Genomic DNA, 20402 nt, shown 5'->3' on the forward strand with positions numbered 1-20402 from the left:
GCCCCCAGTGACTTCGGCGATCTTCTCGCGCACCACGTCACGCCGGCGGATGCGGCTCGCGGCGGCGGCCGTGTCCCTGGCTGGCGCGCTCACGCTGACCGCGTGCGGCGGGGGCGGCGACTCCGAGGACTCCGCGTCCCCGAGCGGCGGCGCCTCGACGACGGCGACCGCGGACACGGGCGGCGGGACCGGCGGCTCGGGGTCCGCCTCCGCGTCCGGCGCCTCCGCCGAGCTCGCGGGCAGCTGGCTGGCCACCACCAAGGGCAAGGCCGTGGTGCTGATGGTCAACGGCACCGAGGCGGGCCTCTTCGCGACCGGCGGCACCGTGTGCAGCGGGACCGCGGGCGAGGAGGACGGCATGCGGATGATCCACCTCACGTGCACGGACGGCAGCAAGGACCGCCGCACCGGCATGGTCGACTCCGTCAGCAAGACCCGCCTGAAGGTGACGTGGGAGGGCGGTCTCGGCGCGGAGACGTACACCAAGGCGGAGGGCGGCGCGTTGCCCTCCGGCCTGCCGACGGCGAGCCTGGGGTCGTAGCCCCTGACGGGCGCCCGGCACGCGGCGGGCGGGGTGGGGCGGGCGACCGAGGTCGGGCCTCGTGCGTGATGATCCATGCACGCGTTCACGCAGCACCCCGAGCACTCAAGGACCCCACATGCGCGCACTCCCTCTCGCCGCCGGCGCCCTCGCCGCCGCCCTCCTGCTGACCGCCTGCTCGGACGGCGGAGACGGCGGCGGTACGGACAGCGGTGCCGGCTCCGGTTCCGGTTCCGGCTCCGGCTCCGGCTCCGGAGGCAAGAACGCCGGTTCCGCCTGCGTGATCGGCGAGATGGGGGTGCGGGTCGGGCCCGCCAACCCCGCCCCGGCCGCCGGGGACTCCGGCAACGTGCCGGTCACCCTCACCAACAAGAGCGGCGCGCCCTGCACGCTGGACGGTCTGCCGGGCGTCGCCCTCCACGCGGGCGGCACCTCCGCCGACGTGCCCGCCGACTCGGCTGCCGCCTCGGAGAAGACGACCCTCGCCAAGGGCGCCGAGACGTCCTTCACCCTCACCTACCTCCGCGGCGAGGACGGCGGCGCCAAGAGCCTCGCCGTGGACTCCGTGACGTTCTCGCTGCCCGGGTCGACCAAGACGTACGACTTCACGTGGTCCTACGGCGAGGTGGCGCTGAAGGGCGACGGGCGGACGCCGGACGCCTCGGTGACCGGCTTCCAGCGGACCGGCGACTGACGGCGACGCTGAAGGGCTCGCGGGGCGACGGCTCCGGCGACGCGGGCCGACCCGCCTGCCCTAGTCCAGCGGCCTGCGGGACTTCACCTGGGCCCGGTCCGCCGCCTCGGCGCCCTCGACCCAGCCCGCCTCGTCGCTGACGCCGCGCAGGCGGGTCGTGGTGGTCCGCGGGAACATGCGGTCGAGGCGGTCGGTGACGGCGACCTCGCGGGTGGCGAGGACCGGGAGCAGGTCGGCGCCGACCTGGGTCTCGGCGGCGGCGCGCAGCCGGGTGCCGACGCGGTGGGCGTAGGCGGCGAGGAAGGACTGCCGGAAGGTCTTGGTCCGCCTGCGGCCGCCGGCCCGCTGCGCCGCCTCCGCCTTGGTCATCGCGGTGGTGGCCTGGACGAGGAGCGAGGTGTAGAGCAGCTCCACGACCTCCAGGTCCGTCTCGAAGCCGACGACCGTGGAGAAGGCGAAGGGCTCGTTCCACACCGCGCGGCAGTGGTTCGCGGTCGCCACCGCGTCCAGCAGCACCGCCTTGGCCTGCTCGTACGGCGGCTCGACACCGATCCGGCAGGCTCCGGGCGTGTCATGGGTGGGCGCCTGCGCGTCCAGCAGCGCCTCGTCGACGCTGTGCCGGGCCATCAGCTCCTGCGCCTTGGCGCTGAGCGCCTCCGCCTCCTGGGGGTATCCGGTCGCCTCCGCCTTGGCGAGCAGCGCGCGGATACGGGTGAGCATGCGCGACTCGGGAGCCGCCTTCCGGCCGGCCGGCTCCTCCAGCGGCTCCAGCGCGGGGAGGCGGAGCAGCAGGCGGTACAGCTCCAGGACCGCGGTGGCCCGGGAGAATCGGTCCATCTGCACAGGCTCGGCGGTCAGCTCCGCCAGTTGCGCCCGCCAACGAGGGCCACGCGCGCGGTCGTCGGCCGCCTGCGCGCGGATCAGCGCCTCGGCCAGGCGCAGGTGTACGTCGTCCAGTTCGCGCCGGACGATCCGTACGAGGTCGGCGGGCTGCCAGCCGCGGCGCCAGGCCTGTGCGACGAACTCCCGGCCCCTCCGGTCCAGTTCGGCGTCCGCCGTCGGGTCGGCGGCGAGCAGGGAGGCCGCCGTGTCGAGGGCGGCGTCGGAGTCCGCGTAGAGGGCAGCCTCGAAGGCGCGGTCGACGGTGCTGGGGGTACTGCTGCTGGTCACGGGGCGATCGTCTCACTCCCCGGAAATCCCTCGCCGCTCCCCCGGGTCCGTTCGAGCATGGCCGCATGGTGGACATGTCTCTCTACGCGGCCTTCCTCGTGGCCGCTCTCGCGCTCTGTGTGACTCCCGGCCCCGACATGATGTTCATCGTGGCGATGGGCGGCCGGGGCGGACCCGCGGCCGGGGTGATGGCGGCGTTCGGGGTGGCCTGCGCGATGTTCGTGCACACGGTCGCCGCGGCGCTCGGACTGTCGGCGCTGTTCCTGGCCCTGCCGACGCTGTACCACGTGCTGCGCTGGGCGGGGGCGGCCTATCTGCTCTACCTCGCGGTGAAGGCGTTCCGGGACCGCTCGGCGATGGGCGAGGGGACGGCGGCCGGGCCGGGCATGCGGCGGGCGTTCTGGCAGGGCGCCGTCACCAACCTCCTCAACCCCAAGGTGATCCTCTTCAACGTGGCCTTCCTGCCGCAGTTCGTGGCGCCGGACAGGGGGCACGTCTGGGAGCAGTTCCTGGTCCTCGGGCTGTCGATCACGGTCATGGGGTTCCTGGTGGACGGCTCGATCGGGCTGGTCTCCGGGAAGCTGTCGGCCCTGCTGCGCCGCAGCCGGCGGGTGGCGCGCGGACTGAACGTCTTCAGCGGGACGGTGTTCACGGGGCTGGCGGTGCGGCTGGTGGCCTCCTCGCCGAAGTAGTGGGCGGGGCGAGCACGCGCGCGTGGACGCTCTTCACTGTCAACCATCGGTTGACATGGCGACCCTGTCAACCTAAGGTTGACACATGTCGACGAACCCCAGCATCACGTCATCCGTACGCCTCGACGACCTCATCGCGGCCATCAAGAAGGTCCACCACGAGCCGCTCGACCAGCTCCAGGACGCGGTGATCGCCGCCGACCACCTCGGTGACGTGGCCGACCACCTGATCGGCCACTTCGTGGACCAGGCCCGGCGCTCGGGAGCCTCCTGGACCGACATCGGCAAGAGCATGGGCGTCACCCGGCAGGCCGCGCAGAAGCGGTTCGTGCCCAAGGAGGGCGCCGACTCCGGTGCCGCCCAGGACTTCAGCCGCTTCACCCCGCGGGCCCGCAACACGGTGATGGCCGCCCACAACGAGGCCGTCGCCGCCCGCAACGCCGAGGGCCGCCCCGAGCACCTCCTCCTCGGCCTGCTCGCCGAACCGCAGGGCCTGGCCGCCCAGGCGATCACCGCACAGGGCGTCCTTTTGGACACCGTGCGCCAGGCGGCCACCGCCGCGCTGCCGCCGGCCGTCGAGGAGGCCCCCGAGCTCGTGCCCTACGGCTCCGACGCCAAGAAGGTCCTCGAACTCACCTTCCGCGAGGCCCTGCGCATCGGCCACAACTACGTCGGCACCGAGCACATCCTGCTGGCCCTCCTGGAGTTCGAGCACGGCACGGGCGTGCTGTCGGACCTCGGGATCACCAAGGACGCGACGGAGGCGCACATCACCGAGGCCTTGCGGGCCCTCCACGAGCAGTAGCCGGGCGGAGGGCCCCACCGGCCCCCGTGACGCCGTGACCGGAGGCCGTTGTCAGACCCTCCTGCGACACTCGCCACCATGACCGACCGCTGGGCTCTCGCCCCGGCCGAGGACGGTGGTGTGGAGATCGCCGCCCTCGGCCCGGACGGGCTGCCCGCCGGGCCGGTGCGGCGCGAGGGGGATCTCGCGGCGGCCGTACGGGGACGGCCGGAGGTGACGCGCTGGGTGTGGCGGTCCACGGCCGAGGTCTATCCCCGCCTGCTGGCCGCGGGGGTCCGAGTGGAGCGGTGCTACGACGTCGAGGACGCCGAGACCCTGCTGCTCGGCCACGCGGGGCGGTACGGCGAGCCCCGGTCGGCCGCCGCCGCCCTGGCCCGGCTGCGCGGCGGCCCCGTACCACCGGATCCGCCGCAGCGCTCGGCCCGACCGGGCTCGCAGTCCTCCCTCTTCGAGCCGCAGGCCGTCCGGCTGCCGCTGACCGACCTCCTGGAGGTCTACGCCGACCAGCAGCGCCGCCAGGACGCCACCGCGCACCCGGACCGGATGCGGCTGCTGATCACCGCCGAGTCGGCCGGGATGCTGGTGGCCGCCGAGATGAACCGCGCGGGGCTGCCGTGGAGCGCCGACGTCCACCGCCAGGTGCTACACGACCTGCTCGGCGAGCGCTACGCCGGCGGCGGTGAGCCCCGCCGCCTCGCCGAACTCGCCGACGAGGTGTCCGCCGCGTTCGGGCGCCGGGTCCGGCCCGACCTGCCCGCCGATGTCGTCAAGGCGTTCGCGCAGGCCGGCGTCAAGGTGAGCTCGACCCGCCGCTGGGAGCTCCAGAACGTGGACCACCCGGCCGTGAAGCCCCTGATCGAGTACAAGAAGCTGTACCGGATCTGGGTCGCCCATGGCTGGTCCTGGCTCCAGGACTGGGTGCGAGAGGGCCGGTTCCGGCCCGAGTTCCTGTGCCACGGGACCGTCACCGGACGCTGGGTCACCAACGGCGGGGGCGCGTTGCAGATCCCGAAGGTGATCCGGCGGGCCGTCGTCGCGGACCCCGGCTGGCGGCTCGTGGTCGCCGACGCCGACCAGATGGAGCCGCGCGTGCTCGCCGCGATCTCCCGCGACCCCGGGCTGATGGAGGTGGCCGGCCGGGAGAGCGACCTGTACCAGTCCGTCTCCGACCGCGCCTTCTCCGGCGACCGCGACCAGGCCAAGCTCGCCGTCCTGGGCGCCGTGTACGGGCAGACCTCCGGAGACGGCCTCAAGAACCTCGCCGCGCTCAGACGCCGCTTCCCCAAGGCGGTGGCGTACGTCGACGAGGCCGCCCGCGCGGGCGAGGAGGGGCGGCTCGTACGGACCTGGCTCGGGCGGACCTGCCCGCCACCGGCGGGTGCGGGCGACGCCGCCGAGGAGGCCGGCATCCCCCAGGAGGACACGCCCGGGACACCCGCCGAGGACGGCTGGGTACCGGGCTACGCCTCCCGCGACGCCCGCGCCCGGGGCCGCTTCGCCCGCAACTTCGTCGTCCAGGGCAGCGCCGCCGACTGGACCCTGCTGCTGCTCGCCGCGCTGCGCCAGAGCTGTGCGGACATGGCCGCCGAGCTGGTCTTCTTCCAGCACGACGAGGTGATCGTGCACTGCCCCCAGGAGGAGGCGGAGCGGGTCGTCGCGGCGATCCGGGAGGCGGCACAGCTGGCCGCGCGGCTGACGTTCGGGGAGACACCGGTGCGGTTCCCGTTCACGTCGTCGGTGGTGGAGTGCTATGCGGACGCCAAGTGAGCGGGGTCGGGCCGGTGGCGTAGAGGTGCTCGGCGGTGGCCGTCCGGATACTCAGTCGTCGAGCAGGCTCCGCAGTTCCGCCACGATCTCCTCGCGGTCGGTGTCGCGCAGCGCCGCCAGGGCGGTTCGCCACTGGGCGCGGGCCTCCTCGATCCGCCCCAGCTGCTGGAGCAGCAGTCCGTACTCATGACGGGCGAGACCGCCCGCGTAGCCGTCGGCGCGGGCGTCCGCGCGGCTCAGCAGCTCGGCGCACTCGCTCTCGGCCCGTTCCGTACGCCCGAGCAGCCGCAGCGCCCGCACCAGCCCGAGCCGGGACTGCGACTCGCCGTGCCAGTCACCGTGGCCGCCGAGGATGCGCCGGCTCTCCTCGAAGTGCGGCAGGGCGGCCTCCGGTTCACCGAGGGTGAGATGGGCGTAGCCGATGTTGCAGTGCGCGGAGTGCTGCACGATGACGTTGCCGATCTCGACGCCGAGGGCGAGCGAGCGCCGGTGCTGTTCGATGGCGGCCCGCGGGTCGGTGTGCTCGTACAGATTGCCCAGGTGGCCGTAGGTGACGGCCTCGCCCCAGGGGTCGTCCAGCTGCCGTGACAGCTCCAGGCTCTGCCGCAGCGCCTGCGCGGACTCCTCGTACCGGCCGAGGCTCTCCAGCAGCAGACCCCGGTTGCCGAGGGCGCGCCGGACCCGGGAGACCATGCCGAGCCGCCGCCAGAGCACCAGGGAGTCGTCGATGAGGTCGAGGGCCTCGCCGGGGCGGCCGGTGAGGAAGTGCAGGCCGGCGAGGTCGAGCAGGGCGTACGCCTCGGCGGCCTCGTCCTCGAACCGCCGTGCCAGCCGGAGCGCGGCTCGCCCGAGCACCTCCATCTCCGAGACCCGGCCGCCGCGTTGGAGGTAGGGGAAGAACAGCCGCAGCAGGGTGGAGACATGGGCGGCCGTACGGTCGTCGGGGGCGTCCGCGTACCGCTCGACCAGGGCGATGACGTTCTCCAGCTCCGAGGTCCCCCAGGCGAAGGCCTCCTCGGCGGAGGCGAACGCCGGTACGGACAGCACGTGCGCCGCGTGCTCGGGCGGCTGCGCGGCGGTCGGGCGGCGGCGCTCGTCCTGGTCGAGACCGGGCTCCACGATCGCGGTGAGGGCGCGTTCGGCGACACCGGCGTACCAGCGCACGGCGGTGCGGGCGATGTCGGGCGCCCCGGCGGGTGTGACCAGTTCGCGGGCGAAGTCGCGCACCAGGTCGTGCGGGGTGTAGCGGCCGTACGCCGTCTCGTCCAGGAGCGCCACGTCGACGAGGCGGTCGAGCGCGGCCTCGGCACGGCTTGTCTCGGTGCCCAGGAGCCGGGCGATCAGGGGGGCGCCGTACGTGGGCAGGTCGAGGGCGCCCAGCCTGCGCAGCGCGAGGGCGGCGTCCCGGTCGGTGCGGCGGCCGGAGGCGGCGAGCGCGTCATGGGCGACGGCCAGGGAGCGGCGCACGGACAGGTCGTCGTACTCCAGATGCCGCAACCTGCCCTCCGTGGCGGCCAGTTGGTCGGCCAGCACGTCAGGGGTGAGGGCGCGGCGCGCGGCCAGCCGGGCGGCGACGATACGCAGGGCGAGCGGCAGACGGCCGGTGAGTTCGACCAGCGGGTGGGTGGCGTCGATGCGGTTCGCGTCCGCCGCCTCGCCGGCCTCGCGACCGGACACCGCCCGCAGCAGCGCCGCGCTGTCCTCCGCCGAGAGCGGGGCGAGCGCGAAACGGCGGGCCCCGTCGAGGGTGGTCAGCGGGGAGCGGCTGGTGACGATCACCGCGCAGCCGGGCCCGGCCGGCAGCAACGGCCGTACCTGCGCGGCGGTCCCGGCGTCGTCCAGCACCATCAGGGTGCGGGTAGGCGCGAGCAGGGAGCGCAGCAACGCCGTTGCCGCGTCCGGGTGTTCGGGGATGGACCGCGGGTCGGCGCCCAGGTCGCGCAGGAGCGCGGCGAGCGCCTGGGACGGGGTGAGGGGCGTCATGCCCGGGGTGGCGCCGTGCAGGTTGACGTACAACTGGCCGTCGGGGAAGCGGTCCCGCAGCCCATGGGCCACGTGGAGGGCGAGGGCGCTCTTGCCGACCCCGGCCATGCCGCTGATGACGGCGACGGCGGGCGTGTCGCCCGTCAGGGTCCGGCGTACGTCGTCGAGGACGGCCGCGCGGCCGGTGAAGTGGGGCGGGGGCGGCGGGAGTTGGGCGGGGCGGGGCAGCGGGGTGGATTCGGCTCGGGTCTCGGCGGCGGCGCCTTCGGGGTAGGCGGCGGGCGCGGGCTCGGCCTCGGCTTGGGTTCGCGTATCCGTGAGGTCACCGGCGGGCGTGTCCGTGGCGTCTGCGGGGGCTGGCGCGGGTGCGGGTGCCCCCGCGGGGCCGGGGAGCGCCCCGGCGGGTCCGGTGGATGTCCCGGCCGTACCGGTGTGCGCCCCCGTGGGTCCGGTGGGTGCCCCCGCGGCTTCGCGCAGGACCTCGACGTGGGCCTCTCTTACCCCGGCGCCCGGCTCCACCCCGAGTTCCTCGACGAGCCGGGTGCGCAGATCGCGGTGGACGGCCAGTGCCTCCGCCTGCCGTCCCGTGCGGTGCAGGGCGAGCATCAGCTGACGGTGGAAGGCCTCGCGCAGCGGATGCTCGGCGGTCAGGGACGTCAGCTCCAGGACGAGACCGTCGAGCCGGTCGCCGACGGCGAGCTCGGCGTCGTAGCGAAGTTCCAGAAGCAGCAGCCGCGCCTCCCGCAGCCGTTGCGCGAAGGCGTATCCACCGAGTTCGGCGGGGAGCCCGGACAGCGGCGAGCCGCGCCACAGCGCGAGGGCGTCGCCGCACGCGCGCACCGTCCCGGCCCAGTCCCCGGCCGCGTGCGCGGCGCGTGCCTCGGCGGCACGGGCGTCGAAGACATGGACGTCCAGCTCACCCCGCTCGACACGCAGCACATAACCGGGCGGTACGGCCCGCAGCCGCTCGGGGTCGTCGAGGAGCCGCCGCAGCCGGGTGACGTGGTTGTGCAGCGAGGCCTGTGCGGAGGCGGGCGGCTCCCCGCCCCACAGCGCGTCCTTGAGCGAGTCGACCGAGACGGTACGGCCGGACTCCAGCAGCAGTGCCGCCAGCAGGGTGCGCGCCTTGGGGCTGCCCACCACCTGGGGTGTGCCGGCGTCGTAGAGGACGGGCGGCCCCAGCAGTCCGAACCGCAGCTCGTACCGCTCCACGCCGAACCACTGCCTTCCCACGCGCCGAACCCGAAAGGCGCACGTGCACACCGTCGCCTCCGGCGGGCCGAGGCCCACCGCTTCCGGCGGGACCTCAAGCCCGCCGCCTCTGGCTGGATCCCGCTCCGCGCCCGGTGGTTTCCCGCCGCCTGCGCCGACCGGCGGTCCGGCCGGAACCCGCTGTCACAGCGGCCGTCCGATGCCCCTGACCGGCGTTTTCACGCCAGTCGGGTGACGATGCCGGTGAGGACCGCCGGCATGACCGGTGGCCACATGTTCCCCATGTTAGCGATCTGTTGGTGGCACCTGATGTGATCAGTCCATCGGATCTGGCCCGTCGGTGCGCGCGTACGACGCGATACTCGGGGGAGTGTTGCCGCCGCGGCCGGATCCGGGGACGCGAGAGAGCCCCGGTCGGCGGAGGTGAACGACCGGGGCTCTCGTCGTGCATCCCTGGGCGGGCGACCGGCGTGTTCACGGGACCGGCCTGGGCGGGCGACCGGCGTGTTCACGAGACCGGCCTGGGCGGGCGACCGGCGTGTTCACGAGACCGGCCTGGGCAGGCGACCGGCGTCTTCACGGGACGGGCCCGGCCGGGCGACCCGCGTGTTCACAGGTGCTGGCTGGTCAGATGGCCGGCGGTCGTCCGACCGGCGTGTTCACAAGAGCTGCCTGGTCAGATGACCGGTGGTCGTCCCAGGCGGGTGAGCCGCCACACCGTACGCCAGCGCATGGGCCGTCGCTCGCCCGCCGACTTCCGCACACCTTCCGCGAACCCGCCGAACCAGGCGCGCAGCCCCGGCACCGAGCGGTTCCGTACGAGCGTGAGCAGCACCCAGACGCCGAGGTGGACCGGGACGAGCGGGAGCGGCAGCCGACGCCGGGCCAGCCAGACGCGGTTGCGGGCGTTGACGCGGTAGTAGACGGCGTGCCGGGCCGGTGAGGTCTTCGGGTGCTGGAGCAGCAGCTCCGGCGCGTAGAGGATCTTCCAGCCCGCGTCGGCGGCCCGCCAGGCCAGGTCCGTCTCCTCGTGCGCGAAGAAGAACCGGGCCGGCCAGTCCCCGATCTCGTCGAGCATCGTCATGCGGAAGCCGTGCCCGCCGCCGAGGAAGCCGGTGACGTACCCGCCGCGCAGCGGATCGGAGGCGCCGACGCGGGGGACGTGCCGCCGCTGGGTCTCCCCGTGCTCGTCGGCGATCCGGAACCCGACGATGCCGAGCCGCTCGTCGGCCGCGAACAACTCCTGTACGCGGCGCAGTACGTCGGCGTCGACCAGCAGCCCGTCGTCGTCCAGCTCGACGACGACGTCGACGTCGCCGAACTCCCGCAGCCGCGCGATCCCGACGTTGCGCCCGCCGGGGCAGCCGAGGTTCTCCGCCAGCTCCACGACGGTGACCTCGCCCGGCAGCGACAGCCGCTGGGCGAACTCCGGGAGCCGGCAGCCGTTGCCGACGATCACGATCCGGGTGGGCGGCAGGTCCTGCTTGGCCACGGACTCCAGCAGGGCGTCGACCTCCTCAGGCCGGTTCCCCATGGTCACCACGGCGACGGCGACGCGCGGCGCCTCCCCCATGCCCTCACCTCATCCCGGCTCGCGAAGTACCGCCGCGATGCTAGCCGTTCACGGTAAGGACTTCTCACGTACGCCCCGGCACCGACGCCGGTTCGCCTGCCGGCACCGTCAGCCCCGCGCGGGCGGCTCCCACCAGGCGACGGGCCAGGGAAGGTCACGGGGGTCCGGCGTGCCGTACGCCCGAAGTGGCCGCGGTCGGCGGAAGCAGCGCCGGGGCACCGGGAATGGCCGACGTACGGCCGCCCGTCCGACCGGGTCGAGGACTATGCTGCTGTACGGACGCCCCAGATCCCGGCGGCCTGTCGTCACTCGACACAGATGGCTGTGAGGAACGGGCCTTCGGTCCGTCACCCGGTGCAGCCCTGGAGGGAACCGTGCGGATCCTCGGTCCTGTCGCGCAGGCCCTCGGACCGGCCGTCGTTCCGCCTCCACCGCACGTACGTCCCTGCCGGGAGCGCGTGACGGGGGCCGGGAATCCCCGCCTCACCGCGTGCGCTGCCGGACGGTCTCCCGAACCGAGGCGTCATGCCCCTCCCACAGCTCACCGTCCACCGCCATGACCGAAGGCACCGGGCCCTCATCACCCTGGCCGGTGAGATCGACCTGGAATCGGCGCCGCTGGTGCGCACGGCACTGGCACGGTGCCTGGGCGACGGTATCCGCACCATCGACGTCGACCTCACCCCCGTCACCTTCTGCGACTGCAGCGGCCTCAACGCGTTCCTGGACGCGTCCCAGCGGGCCGCCGTGGCCGGCGGCGCCCTGCGACTGCACCACCCGCCACCGACCCTGGGTTTGATACTCGACCTCACCGGTTCGGGGGCCCTGCTCCTCGGCGTGCCCGCTCAGGCATCTGCCGCCTCCGCTCGGGACGTCCCCGCCGGGACCGGGCCGCCGCTCCGCAGTGACCGGTCCCGTTTCCGCCGGTCGTCTCGGGCGAGGGACAGGGGCGGTCCTGCCCAGGCGGGGACGGGGCCGTAGGGGCGCCTGTCCGGGGTGGCCGTGCATGAGGAACCGCGTTCGGATCAGGGGCCGTGCTTCCGAGGGCGCGGTGCCGCCGCTGGTGCGTCGGTGTCGGCCGGCGCCCGCTGTGGGGCGGCGGCGGTTCCGGTTGCGGTCGCGGTTGCGGGGCCGAGCTCGCGCTGCGGGCCGTCATCCCCGGCGGTCTCGCCGGACCGAGCGTCCGTTCCCGTCTGGGTCGCTGTCCAGGCGGTGCAGTACAGCAGCAGCCTGGCCATGAGGTTGATCCACAGCACGACGGCGACCGGCACGGCGAAGGCGCCGTACATGCTCCTGCCCGCAACGCCCTGGAGATAGCCGGTGAGCAACCACTTGAGCAGTTCGAAGCCCACCGCACCGATCAGCGCGGCGACCAGGACCGCGCGCCGACCGGGATGCACCTGCGGCAGCCGGGTGAGCACGTAGACCAGCAGGATGAAGTCGACGACCACGGCGATGGCCAGGCCGACGAGGAACAGCAGGGCCCGCCCCACCCCGCCCTCGATGCCGGTCTGGTCGGCGGCCCGGCCGACGGCGATGTTGGCGAACACCGAACTGCCGATCGCGACCAGCCCGACCGCGCCGAGGCCGACCAGCACCATGGAGTCCTTGAGCTTGAGCAGGAACGGATTGCCCGGGTCCTGCTCCTTCTCCCACACCGCGCGCAGAGACCCGCGCAGGGCGCTGACCCAGTTGACGCCGATCACGAGCAGCAGGGCGCCCGCGATCAGTCCGACCGATCCGGCGTGCGCGACGAGACTGTCCAGGTCCAGCAGATCGGAGAGGCCGGGCGCCTGGTCGGCGATCTCGTCCTTGAGGTCCCCGAGTTGGTCGTCGCTCAGCAGCTTGGCGCTGATCGCCACGCCCACGGTGATCAGCGGGAAGAGCGCGACGAAGCTGGTGAAGGTGATGGCCGCGGCGAGCCGGGCCCAGTGGACCGCGTCCAGCCGCAGGAACGCCCGCCCAGCGTGCGTGCGCAGCAGCTTTCCGATCACCGGCAGTCTTCGCAGCCATTCCATGAGCGGCACCCACTCCTACGCTGCCGGTGCCGACCGAAGGGGCTCATCGGTCACCCCCGGTGTTCATGGCCCCGACCGTCCTCCCGCCCCCAGCGACCCCGGTTCTGGCGGCTGTAGCGGCGTTCCCAGCGGTCCTGACGAGCCCGGTGGTCCCGGTACTCCCGGTAGTCCTCGTAGTCCCGGTAGCCCCCGAGAGCCGAACCGCCCCCACGGCTCCGGCCTGCGCCGCCATCGCGGGCGTGCCGGGTGACGCCGAAGACCAACACGGCTGCGGCCACCCACCAGAGGGGGTTCAGGAAGCCGAGACCGAACAAGACCACGACCAGGACGAGAAACAGGACGAACACCGCGGGCCTCCCGGACCGGAGCGGAGCGGAACAACGCATCGCTGCCGGGGGCTGGGGCCTGTACGGACAGCGTAGCCCTCGCCGGGGGTTGCGGACAGAGGCCCACGTCAGGCTGGTTCGCCGGGTCCGGACCTCTTTTCCTGGACCACCGCCACGAAGGCCGACTTCGCCCGGTCGACATCGTCCGGCAGTTCATGGCGGCGCAAGCAGTCGACGAGATGCCGGGCCGCGGCGGCGACCCCCGGGGGACCTTCCAGGACCACCGCGCTCAGCGTCCGCTGGAGAAGGGCCTCGTCGTCGGAACCGCCCTTCCCCGTGCGCTCGGTCAGGGCTCGCGCTTCCGCGGCCCCGAGGAACTCCACGTAGATCTGGCGCCGTTGGGCGAGCGAGCGCTGCACCTGCTCGGACTGGATCGTGAGTCGGACGGACTCGAGCAGCGCGTCGGCCTGCCGGTCACCCGCGTGACGTGCCGCCTCGGCCTGCCTGAGCCCCGCACTACGGCCGTACCAACCAGTGACACGGCGGAGCGCTTGCCGGCTCTCTCCGCACATGCGCTCCCCTCGCGCGCACCCCTTGGATCGGGTGGCACGAACGGGGGAGGCTGTGTCGGTCGACGCCCGGGCCGAGAAAAGCAAAAGCCCCAGGTCACGGCGAGTGAGTCCTGAGGCTTCTACAGAGCCGCCTTCGGGATTCGAACCCGAGACCTACGCATTACGAGTTTCCCTGACGAATGGTCGGCGTAGGTCATCCTCGGTCATAGTTGCTGGTCAGAGTGCTTATCGAGCCTCTGTGACCGCCCCCGACCGTGGGCGAACCGCAACTAGGACTGCAACTAGCCGTGGGCCCCCGATTCCCGCTCGTCTGCTCCGCGCAGACAGAGCGGCGCCGCCCGGTGTGTCACCACCGAACGGCGCCTTGATCCAGACCCTTCCTGATCAAGGAGTCCAGACCCATGCGCGACCTTATCCCCGACGACACCGTCCGCGAGCTGCTCGCGGCCGTCCTCGAAGCCCTCGACATCCCGCACCCCGCCACCGTCGGTGACACCGAGACGCACGACCGGATCCTCAACGACCGTGCCATGCACGCCGCGATCGCGCTGCGCAGCGCCCTTGAGGAACACCCGCTCGGCATCGCCTGGACGACCGCGTACCTGCGCGAGCGGCTCACCGAGCACCCGCCCACGGGCTACCAGCACCACAGCGCTGCGCGGGCGGAGGCCGGACGATGACCGAACCCCGCACCGTCACTCTGTCCACCCTCGACCACGGGGACGTCACGATCCCCGAACCCGACTGGTGCGCTGGCCACGCCGACTACGTCCCCGTCCACCGTGTGGACCTCGAGCACGCCGGGGTGCAGCACCGCCTCACCCACGACGGCCAGCTGCTCGGGTACGCCTACCTGTTCCAGGACGTCTTCGCCGAGCGCAGCCCGCGCGACATCGGGGTGTCCGTCGTTCTCTCCTACGAGCCGCGCGGCGGCTTCACTCCCGCCGGTCTGTACGACTTCGCGGCCTCGCTCGACACCGCCGCTGACCGACTGCGCTACCTCGCCGACCAGCTCGCCACCATCCTCGGCGGTGAGCGCTGATGGGCTTCCTGTCCTGGCTCAGCGGCAGCAACGACCGCGGCCTCGCCGACACCACGTACAGCGGCCGTGAGTCCGCCTCCGACCGCGCCTCGCGCAAGCGCCGCGAGGGGCACCAGCGCAGCATCGCCAAGGCGGCCGCCGAGGCAGAACGGTGGGAGCAGCAGGACCGCCGAAGGTTCGGTGGTCGGCGATGACTGCGATGTCCCGTGCGACTCGGCGCATTGTCGTCGCGCACCTCACGAGCCGCGGCATGACTCCGACCGAGATTGCCGATGAGCTGGGCGTTTCCGACGACACCGTACGCAGAGACCTGCGCGAGGAGCCTCCGCCGGCACCCGCCCCGGAACCTGAGCCTGCGGCACCCATTGCGGCTGGCCTGCTGCTCCCGGAGAGCACGCAGCTACGGCAGAACCTCAGCCTGCTCGCCGCCGCATACAAGGCGCAGCCGGAAGACGTCGCGCAGTTCGCGATCCACCAGGCTGCGCGAGCCGTGCGCGCTCGATGGCAGGCCCGTATCGACGCTCGCGCGAAGCAGCAGGCCTAGTCGTGCTGCTCGCCGCGTTCTTTGCAGGCTCCGCGCTGGTCGCCCTCTACGGGCTGTGCGCCATCGCGCTCCACGACGTCCCGCGCATCACCGGGACCGTCGCTCTCATCCTCACCATCGCCGCGCTCGGCGCGGCCGTCCTCCGCTGAAGGACCACCTCGTGAACTACGTAACGCTCGGCGGCGTGACCGTCGGACTCTGCATCCTCGGCTGGGACGCCACCAAGTGGTGGCCCGGCCGCAAGCAGCTGCTGAAGGATCCCCTCAGGCACGCGTCCAAGCTGCTGCCCTTCCTGTTGTCCTGGTGCTACGGCGCCCTGACCACCCTCGGCATCGCCGGACTCATCGGCACCGCTTCCTCGGCCGTCCTCGGGCTGTCCAACTGGCTCGGCGACGCGGCCCTCGTCTGGGGCGTCGGCGAGCAGCCCGGCCAGCTCTCCGCGGCGAAGACGTTCGTCCCCCTGTCCACCCCCGGGGCGTGCCTGGTCCTGATCCTCACCGCCGTTTTCCTGGCGTCCGTGAAGAAGGCCGGCGGCGAGACGAGCGGCGTCCTCAAGCGGGGCGCCTGGTGCGGCATCTGCCTCGGCACCTCGGCCGGGGTGGCGGGGTTCGCCGCGGTGCCCCTCGCGCAGGCCGCGAACTGGCTCGGCGACAGCGTGTACCGGTCCGTGTGATGGGCCGGAAGCCTACGCCGGTCGAGGAGCCGGAGGAGCCGTCGAGGGTGGCCGGGGCGTGCGTCCTGGTCGTCCTCGGAGGGGTCCTGGTGGCCGTGGCGTTCGCCGTCGACGAGGCCGTCGGGGTGCTCCTGGTGGTCGTCGTCGGGGTGGTCGCGCTGTGGCGCTCGGCGCGGCGGATGTCCGATTCGTCCGCCACTCCCCCACCCCCTCCCGTGGAGGATGAACCCGCAGCTCATAGCGGCGAAATCGACCGCGTCCAAGAGGGGCCGGGGGAGGGGTTCCGTGTCATCTACACCAAGGAGAATCGGCGCACCGTAGTCGACCCGATCTGGCCCGCGCGCGAGCCGTAGCGGACCTCTGAGACGGCGGCCTCGGGGTCTCTGGGGAGAGATTCCCCGAGGCCGCTCCTTGCCCATCGCGGCGTCACTACAGGCGTAGTGAATGCCCCATGAGAACGGCCCCCGAGACGGTGCTCTCGGGGGCCGCTGCTTCGTCCGGCGCGGACACAGGGACGCGCCGGACAGACCGGCTCAGCCGCCTTTAGGCCTTGGGGGGCTGGCGACTGAGCCGGGGCTTACGCGGACGCTGCGGGCACCGCGGCCCGCACGCCCACACTTCGACGTCGAGGACGACAGCGCCGACGCTGCCGCGCGCGATGCCGGCCGACACCGTCCCCTTCACGTCGAGGAGGCTCTCCCCGCACCAGCAGCAGGCCCAACCGTCGTACTGGGCTTTGCTCAGGCCGCGGGTGGGGGGCGGCTCGGGGTTCCAGGTCACGGCTGGTCGGCGTACGGCGTGAGGTCGTAGGCCTGGCGGCAGGGGAGGCACGCGAAGAGGTTGCCGCCTGTGCCGGAGCCCTGCTCGATCGCCCGGATGAGCCGGACGCCTCGGGCGTGGTTCTGGTGCCAGGCGCACCAGCCGTAGGCAGTGGGGGAGTTTGCCGGGCTCGCGGCCTGCGTAGTCTCGGACATGCCGGAACGGTAGGTGAGCAAATTGCAGCAATACCTGCCGGTTGCTCGCTATTGCTGCAACATCATTCCGGAATGCGGGTAATTGCTCGCGAGGTCGCAGGAAGCACGGGCCCGCATGAGCAGCCGGTGCGCAAGGTGCCCGTACACGGCAGACTCACTGATCAGCGTCCACACCTTGGCGTAGTACGCCACGTCCTCATCCGAGTCGAGCCACAGCTCAGCGTTCCAGGTGTCGGCCACGACCACGCTCTGATCCATGATCCAGAAACCGTGCTTCGGGGAGAACGGCAGACGAGCCGTGAACGGAATCAGCCCCAGCGTCACCGTGCTGGAACCGACCAGCGCCGACAGCCTCTCGATCTGCGCTGCCATGGCCTGCGTCTCGCACCGGTTGACGTACAGCGCCGCCTCCCACACCAAGGCGTGAATGTGGCGGCCCGGCTGGTACAGGATCGCCTGGCGGCGCATGCGAGCCTGCACACCGGCCTCGACGTCCCGCGGCGAGCCGACCCGGTTGGACACGTCCGTGAGCACGCCACGGGCGTACTCCGGGGTTTGGAAGATGCCAGGGATGACGCCGGACTCGAAGATGAGGATCTCGGTCGCGTCCTCCTCCTGAAGTAAGTGCCCTTCCTGCACGCTGCGGTGCCCACCCGCCAGCTGCCGCCGCCACGTGCGGTACGCAGTCTCAAGAGCCCGCAGTGTCCCCCGCAGCTCGGCCGCGACGTCCGGCCGGCCTACAGCCTGCGTCCACGCATGGATGTCCGCCTCGCTCGCGGTCTGCTTGCCGTTCTCCAGCTTGCTCACCTTGGACGCCTGCCAGTCCACCAGGGCAGCAAGCTCCTTGCCGGACAGGCCGGCCTCGGTACGCAGCTCGCGCAGCCGCGCACCGAGGACCCTCCGGGCGGTCTGGAAGTCGCTCACGTCAACGAAGCTACCCGTCCGGCGAACTCGTCGCGCCTGACTGCGTGGTGCCAGGCAGCATCCCGGATCTGGCAGAACTCCACGATGCGCGCGGCCTCGTCGACCAGCTCGGCGCCGAGGTAGTCGTCCGCGTCGTCGAAGTGCAGGACCAGGGCGTGGTGGGAGTCGAACAGCCAGAAGTCCAGCGCGGGTAGCGCGAGCTTGTCGGCGTCCGCTCGCCACAGGTACCGGATGTCCTCCCCGGCCGCGTTGTTCGTGGCGGCCGCGGCGAGCAGGTAGCGCTGCTCCTCGGTCGGTGGATCGTCGGCCACGCGGACGCGCTCGAAGCGCTTGCCCTCGCCTGTCTGGGCGCGGACGTTGACGCACCAGGGTCGTTCGCCTTCGTCGGTCGCCTGGCCGGTCGTCAGCCAGCGCTGATACTTCTCGCTGGTCCGGTCGGAGCCGTAGCCGCGGCGGGACTCCAGCCTCCACGCGGTGTGGGCAAACTCCTCGAAGTACGAGCCGAACGTGTCGTCGTCGATGAACTCCGGCACGCGCCTACTCCGTGGGGGCGAAGCGGGTGAGCAGCTCACGCGGCACCCGCACGAACGACTCGCCGTCGAGGACGTTCTGCAACTGGGCGACATCCTCGGGGTCGGTCACGGTGTAGCCCTGCACGACGATGTCCCCGGTTGCGACGTCCTCGTACAGCGTGGGGCATTTCCCGTCGTCGCTGGTGGTGCCGAGCATGCGGAGCTGAAGGGCCATGGTCTGTCTCCTTCTTGCCGTCGGTGGGTTCCCAGGATGCGAGGAATGCGCCGACAGCGGGGCAAGATTGCTCGGATTTGCTTGCGTCGCCGATCAGCAGAGAGGGGCGGCCATCGGTCCGCCCCTCTCGCGTTCGCCCCGTACCTTGAGCTACCCGTCTCGGCGCTCCGGCTCCACCCCGGCCGCCTCGGGCAGCGGGCGGCGGCCCTGCTCGCTGATGTCGGCCTTACCGCGTGCGTCAGCTGCTGCGAACTGCTGCGAGGACACCCGCAGCTCTGCGGCGAATTCCGGGATGTCGTCCACCAGCTTGCGCACCGCCAGGTTCGGCAGGCCGGCGACTCGTTGCCGATGCCGGGTGATGGCTTCCCGCCCGTTCGCTGTGCCGGTGAGGGCGGCCAGGACCACGGCCACGGTCAGGTCGCCGAGGTCGAGTCGGTCGGCTTTCCCGACGCCGTCGACGTTCACCCTGGTGCGGTCACCCCAGATGCCGTAGCGCCTCGATGCCCAGACGTCGGCGGCCTGGCTCACCTTCAGGTCGTCGTCGAGGTCGGCCAGCGACACGGCCACCTCGTCCAGCTCGGCGTTACGGGCTTCGACCAGGCCGGCGAGGGCACTGAGTGCGGTGACGGCGGTGCCGAGGGCGTCGGCGATGTCGTCCATGCCGGTGCCGTTGATCAGCCCTGTGGCTGCGGTCTTCGCCGCGTTGGCGAGGGAGACACGCTCGTCCTCGCGCATACGGGCGGCGGTGCGCTGTGCGGCCTCTACCCGCAGCTCAGCGAAGGAGATGAGTTCCTTCTGCGCCTGGAGCTGCGCGGGCGTGACGTCCTCGTCGCCGTTTGCGACACGTTCGGTGAGCGTCTCCAGCGCGGCCTTGGCCTCAACCAGCTCGGCCTGTGCGGTGGCGAGGTCATGCGGCATCGTCGCCACCTCCCTGCGCCTGGCCCTGCGCGAGGGCCACGACCGTCTGTGCGGTCGTGTCGTCGCCCTGGACGGGCCGGGTGGCGTGCTGGGTGGCACGGTGGCGGCGGTACATGCCGATGGTGTCCCAGGCGGGCGTGCCCATCAGCTTGGCGTCGGCGGCGGCCTGCTTCTCCTGCCGCTCGCGCTCGGGCGCCGCGGCTTCTTCGCGGGCCTTCTCTCTGGCCTGTCGGTCCGCCTCGATCGCGGTGTACAGGTTCGCGGTGCGCTCGGTCATGCCGGCCACCCCGGGCGCTGCCCGGCCGGGCGCCGGTCACGCCCCGACTTCGCCCCGCTCTTGCTGCTCTGCTGCGCGGTCGCGGCCCTCTCGGACTTCACCCGCGCCTTCCCCTTCGCCATGGCGTCTCCCGTGCCGGTAGTCGTCGAGGGCGGCGGCCTCGATGACCCAGCCGCCCCGGTTCCGTGTCGCGGGGATTCGGCCGGCGAGGCAGAGACGGCGGACGTACGACCGGTTGCAGCCGAGGACGTCCGCGGCCTCTGCCACGCCGAGTACCCGTGACGTGACCACGGTGGCTGGTGCGGGAGTTGGGGTGTCGGATGCGCTACTGGGCTGCTGGGCAGCGTGGTTGAGGGCGTGAAGTAGGGCGCGGGCGTCGGGGCTCAGGGCGCCGCCGTCGGCTCGTACGCGGTCGGTGAGGTAGAGCACCAGGGCGGCGAACGTGGTCGACGCGAGGGAGCGCGGTACGACGACCGCGCCGTCCTCGGCGAGCAGCTCGTCAGCCGTCGTCACGGCCTGGGACCCGCTGCTCGGTCAGGTACGCGTCGATGCGCTCCAGCGTCGCCACGCCCCGCGTAGAGCCCGAACGTTGAGCCTTCCGCAGCAGGGCCCGCGTCTTGTCCTGCTGTGCCTTCAGCGCCCGCTGGTGGCGTGCGCTGGCCTGCTCCAGGGCCTCGGCGTCCGAGGCGATCCGGTTGAGCGTCTCGGCGGCCTCGGCGACGAGCTGGGCGAGGTCGGGCAGCAGCTTGGGATCGTGCCGGCGTCCCTCCTTGAAGACAGCGGCGAACGCGCGGCGGGCTCGGGCGCTGGCCTTGTTCAGGTCGTCCCGGCCGGGATAGGTGGGGTGTTGCGCGGGGGTTTGTGTGGACATGTACGGGGGTCTTTCTCGTGACGTGACGCGCGGGCGCGCTATGCGAAGGGGCGCTGTAACCGGGTACGCGCGCGGCGGT

Annotated in this window: 27 protein-coding genes; 13 read left to right on the top strand and 14 right to left on the bottom strand. The window is 72.6% G+C overall.

Features of this window, described 5'->3' with window-relative positions; translation table 11 throughout:
• Positions 1-7: 7 nt before the first annotated feature.
• Together ACH41F_RS37860 and ACH41F_RS37865 are read left to right on the top strand one after the other, a co-directional pair.
• Entirely contained in the window at positions 8-541 is a 534-nt protein-coding gene (locus ACH41F_RS37860; protein WP_398839549.1) for a hypothetical protein, read from the top strand.
• Between the two features lie 118 nt (positions 542-659).
• Positions 660-1235 carry a DUF4232 domain-containing protein gene (locus tag ACH41F_RS37865; RefSeq protein WP_391241720.1) on the top strand — a complete coding sequence of 192 codons (576 nt, stop codon included), beginning with the start codon at positions 660-662 and terminating at the stop codon, positions 1233-1235.
• A gap of 60 nt (positions 1236-1295) precedes the next feature.
• On the opposite strand, the gene ACH41F_RS37870 is transcribed toward ACH41F_RS37865, so the two are convergent.
• Positions 1296-2405, bottom strand: coding sequence for a DUF2786 domain-containing protein (locus ACH41F_RS37870; protein WP_398839550.1), 1110 nt, complete (start codon positions 2403-2405; stop codon positions 1296-1298).
• Positions 2406-2470: 65 nt separating this feature from the next.
• Here ACH41F_RS37870 and ACH41F_RS37875 point away from each other — a divergent pair, with 65 nt between their 5' ends.
• From ACH41F_RS37875 to ACH41F_RS37885, 3 genes are all read left to right on the top strand, one after another.
• Positions 2471-3097, top strand: a complete 627-nt coding sequence (locus ACH41F_RS37875) for a LysE family translocator (RefSeq protein WP_398839551.1) — start codon at positions 2471-2473, stop codon at positions 3095-3097.
• Positions 3098-3182: 85 nt separating this feature from the next.
• Entirely contained in the window at positions 3183-3902 is a 720-nt protein-coding gene (locus ACH41F_RS37880; protein WP_398839552.1) for a Clp protease N-terminal domain-containing protein, read from the top strand.
• A gap of 78 nt (positions 3903-3980) precedes the next feature.
• On the top strand, positions 3981-5669 hold the full coding sequence (locus tag ACH41F_RS37885; RefSeq protein WP_391241732.1) for a bifunctional 3'-5' exonuclease/DNA polymerase: 1689 nt from the start codon (positions 3981-3983) through the stop codon (positions 5667-5669).
• Between the two features lie 51 nt (positions 5670-5720).
• On the opposite strand, the gene ACH41F_RS37890 is transcribed toward ACH41F_RS37885, so the two are convergent.
• Together ACH41F_RS37890 and ACH41F_RS37895 are read right to left on the bottom strand one after the other, a co-directional pair.
• On the bottom strand, positions 5721-8864 hold the full coding sequence (locus ACH41F_RS37890; RefSeq protein WP_398839593.1) for a BTAD domain-containing putative transcriptional regulator: 3144 nt from the start codon (positions 8862-8864) through the stop codon (positions 5721-5723).
• Between the two features lie 676 nt (positions 8865-9540).
• Positions 9541-10437 (bottom strand): glycosyltransferase, encoded by an 897-nt coding sequence (locus tag ACH41F_RS37895; protein WP_391241735.1) that lies wholly within the window; start codon positions 10435-10437, stop codon positions 9541-9543.
• Between the two features lie 525 nt (positions 10438-10962).
• On the opposite strand from ACH41F_RS37895, the gene ACH41F_RS37900 reads away from it, so the two are divergent.
• Positions 10963-11418, top strand: a complete 456-nt coding sequence (locus ACH41F_RS37900) for an STAS domain-containing protein (protein WP_391241738.1) — start codon at positions 10963-10965, stop codon at positions 11416-11418.
• Positions 11419-11462: 44 nt separating this feature from the next.
• Here the strand turns inward: ACH41F_RS37900 and ACH41F_RS37905 are convergent, their stop codons facing one another.
• The 3 genes from ACH41F_RS37905 to ACH41F_RS37915 all read right to left on the bottom strand — a co-directional run bounded on the left by ACH41F_RS37905 (position 11463) and on the right by ACH41F_RS37915 (position 13353).
• Entirely contained in the window at positions 11463-12455 is a 993-nt protein-coding gene (locus ACH41F_RS37905) for a YihY/virulence factor BrkB family protein (RefSeq protein WP_398839553.1), read from the bottom strand.
• A gap of 50 nt (positions 12456-12505) precedes the next feature.
• Positions 12506-12802: a hypothetical protein gene (locus ACH41F_RS37910; RefSeq protein ID WP_391241740.1), complete on the bottom strand. Its 297-nt coding sequence runs from the start codon at positions 12800-12802 to the stop codon at positions 12506-12508.
• 107 nt (positions 12803-12909) lie between these two features.
• Positions 12910-13353, bottom strand: a complete 444-nt coding sequence (locus tag ACH41F_RS37915) for a hypothetical protein (protein ID WP_398839554.1) — start codon at positions 13351-13353, stop codon at positions 12910-12912.
• A 401-nt stretch (positions 13354-13754) separates the two neighbouring features.
• Here ACH41F_RS37915 and ACH41F_RS37920 point away from each other — a divergent pair, with 401 nt between their 5' ends.
• Genes ACH41F_RS37920 through ACH41F_RS37950 form a run of 7 tightly spaced genes read left to right on the top strand, consistent with a single transcriptional unit; the run spans position 13755 to position 15965 of the window.
• The gene (locus ACH41F_RS37920) at positions 13755-14033 is read left to right on the top strand and encodes a hypothetical protein (RefSeq protein ID WP_398839555.1); all 279 of its coding nucleotides are present in this window, start codon (positions 13755-13757) and stop codon (positions 14031-14033) included.
• Complete coding sequence (locus ACH41F_RS37925; protein ID WP_398839556.1) at positions 14030-14395, top strand: DUF6907 domain-containing protein; 366 nt, start codon at positions 14030-14032, stop codon at positions 14393-14395. Before ACH41F_RS37920 ends, ACH41F_RS37925 begins: the two co-directional genes overlap by 4 nt.
• Positions 14395-14589 carry a hypothetical protein gene (locus ACH41F_RS37930; RefSeq protein WP_398839557.1) on the top strand — a complete coding sequence of 65 codons (195 nt, stop codon included), beginning with the start codon at positions 14395-14397 and terminating at the stop codon, positions 14587-14589. The genes ACH41F_RS37925 and ACH41F_RS37930 overlap by 1 nt, the downstream gene beginning before the upstream one ends.
• Before the next feature lie 5 nt (positions 14590-14594).
• On the top strand, positions 14595-14939 hold the full coding sequence (locus tag ACH41F_RS37935; RefSeq protein WP_398839594.1) for a helix-turn-helix domain-containing protein: 345 nt from the start codon (positions 14595-14597) through the stop codon (positions 14937-14939).
• A gap of 2 nt (positions 14940-14941) precedes the next feature.
• Complete coding sequence (locus ACH41F_RS37940) at positions 14942-15088, top strand: hypothetical protein (protein WP_398839558.1); 147 nt, start codon at positions 14942-14944, stop codon at positions 15086-15088.
• A gap of 11 nt (positions 15089-15099) precedes the next feature.
• Positions 15100-15612 (top strand): hypothetical protein, encoded by a 513-nt coding sequence (locus ACH41F_RS37945; protein WP_398839559.1) that lies wholly within the window; start codon positions 15100-15102, stop codon positions 15610-15612.
• Positions 15612-15965: a hypothetical protein gene (locus ACH41F_RS37950; RefSeq protein WP_398839560.1), complete on the top strand. Its 354-nt coding sequence runs from the start codon at positions 15612-15614 to the stop codon at positions 15963-15965. Before ACH41F_RS37945 ends, ACH41F_RS37950 begins: the two co-directional genes overlap by 1 nt.
• A gap of 423 nt (positions 15966-16388) precedes the next feature.
• On the opposite strand, the gene ACH41F_RS37955 is transcribed toward ACH41F_RS37950, so the two are convergent.
• The 8 genes from ACH41F_RS37955 to ACH41F_RS37990 all read right to left on the bottom strand — a co-directional run bounded on the left by ACH41F_RS37955 (position 16389) and on the right by ACH41F_RS37990 (position 20323).
• Positions 16389-16586 (bottom strand): hypothetical protein, encoded by a 198-nt coding sequence (locus tag ACH41F_RS37955; protein ID WP_398839561.1) that lies wholly within the window; start codon positions 16584-16586, stop codon positions 16389-16391.
• A gap of 48 nt (positions 16587-16634) precedes the next feature.
• Entirely contained in the window at positions 16635-17510 is an 876-nt protein-coding gene (locus tag ACH41F_RS37960; protein WP_398839562.1) for a helix-turn-helix domain-containing protein, read from the bottom strand.
• Positions 17507-18043, bottom strand: coding sequence for a DUF6879 family protein (locus tag ACH41F_RS37965; protein WP_398839563.1), 537 nt, complete (start codon positions 18041-18043; stop codon positions 17507-17509). Before ACH41F_RS37965 ends, ACH41F_RS37960 begins: the two co-directional genes overlap by 4 nt.
• A 4-nt stretch (positions 18044-18047) precedes the next feature.
• A complete protein-coding gene (locus tag ACH41F_RS37970; protein WP_398839564.1) occupies positions 18048-18257 on the bottom strand; it encodes a hypothetical protein in 210 nt (69 codons plus the stop codon).
• A gap of 150 nt (positions 18258-18407) precedes the next feature.
• On the bottom strand, positions 18408-19175 hold the full coding sequence (locus tag ACH41F_RS37975; protein WP_398839565.1) for a hypothetical protein: 768 nt from the start codon (positions 19173-19175) through the stop codon (positions 18408-18410).
• Positions 19165-19452 carry a hypothetical protein gene (locus tag ACH41F_RS37980; protein ID WP_398839566.1) on the bottom strand — a complete coding sequence of 96 codons (288 nt, stop codon included), beginning with the start codon at positions 19450-19452 and terminating at the stop codon, positions 19165-19167. The genes ACH41F_RS37975 and ACH41F_RS37980 overlap by 11 nt, the downstream gene beginning before the upstream one ends.
• Before the next feature lie 36 nt (positions 19453-19488).
• On the bottom strand, positions 19489-19965 hold the full coding sequence (locus ACH41F_RS37985) for a helix-turn-helix domain-containing protein (RefSeq protein ID WP_398839567.1): 477 nt from the start codon (positions 19963-19965) through the stop codon (positions 19489-19491).
• On the bottom strand, positions 19952-20323 hold the full coding sequence (locus ACH41F_RS37990; RefSeq protein ID WP_398839568.1) for a hypothetical protein: 372 nt from the start codon (positions 20321-20323) through the stop codon (positions 19952-19954). Before ACH41F_RS37990 ends, ACH41F_RS37985 begins: the two co-directional genes overlap by 14 nt.
• Between the last annotated feature and the right edge of the window lie 79 nt (positions 20324-20402).

This window comes from Streptomyces sp. NPDC020489, assembly GCF_044386545.1.
In the GTDB taxonomy this organism is placed as follows: domain Bacteria; phylum Actinomycetota; class Actinomycetes; order Streptomycetales; family Streptomycetaceae; genus Streptomyces.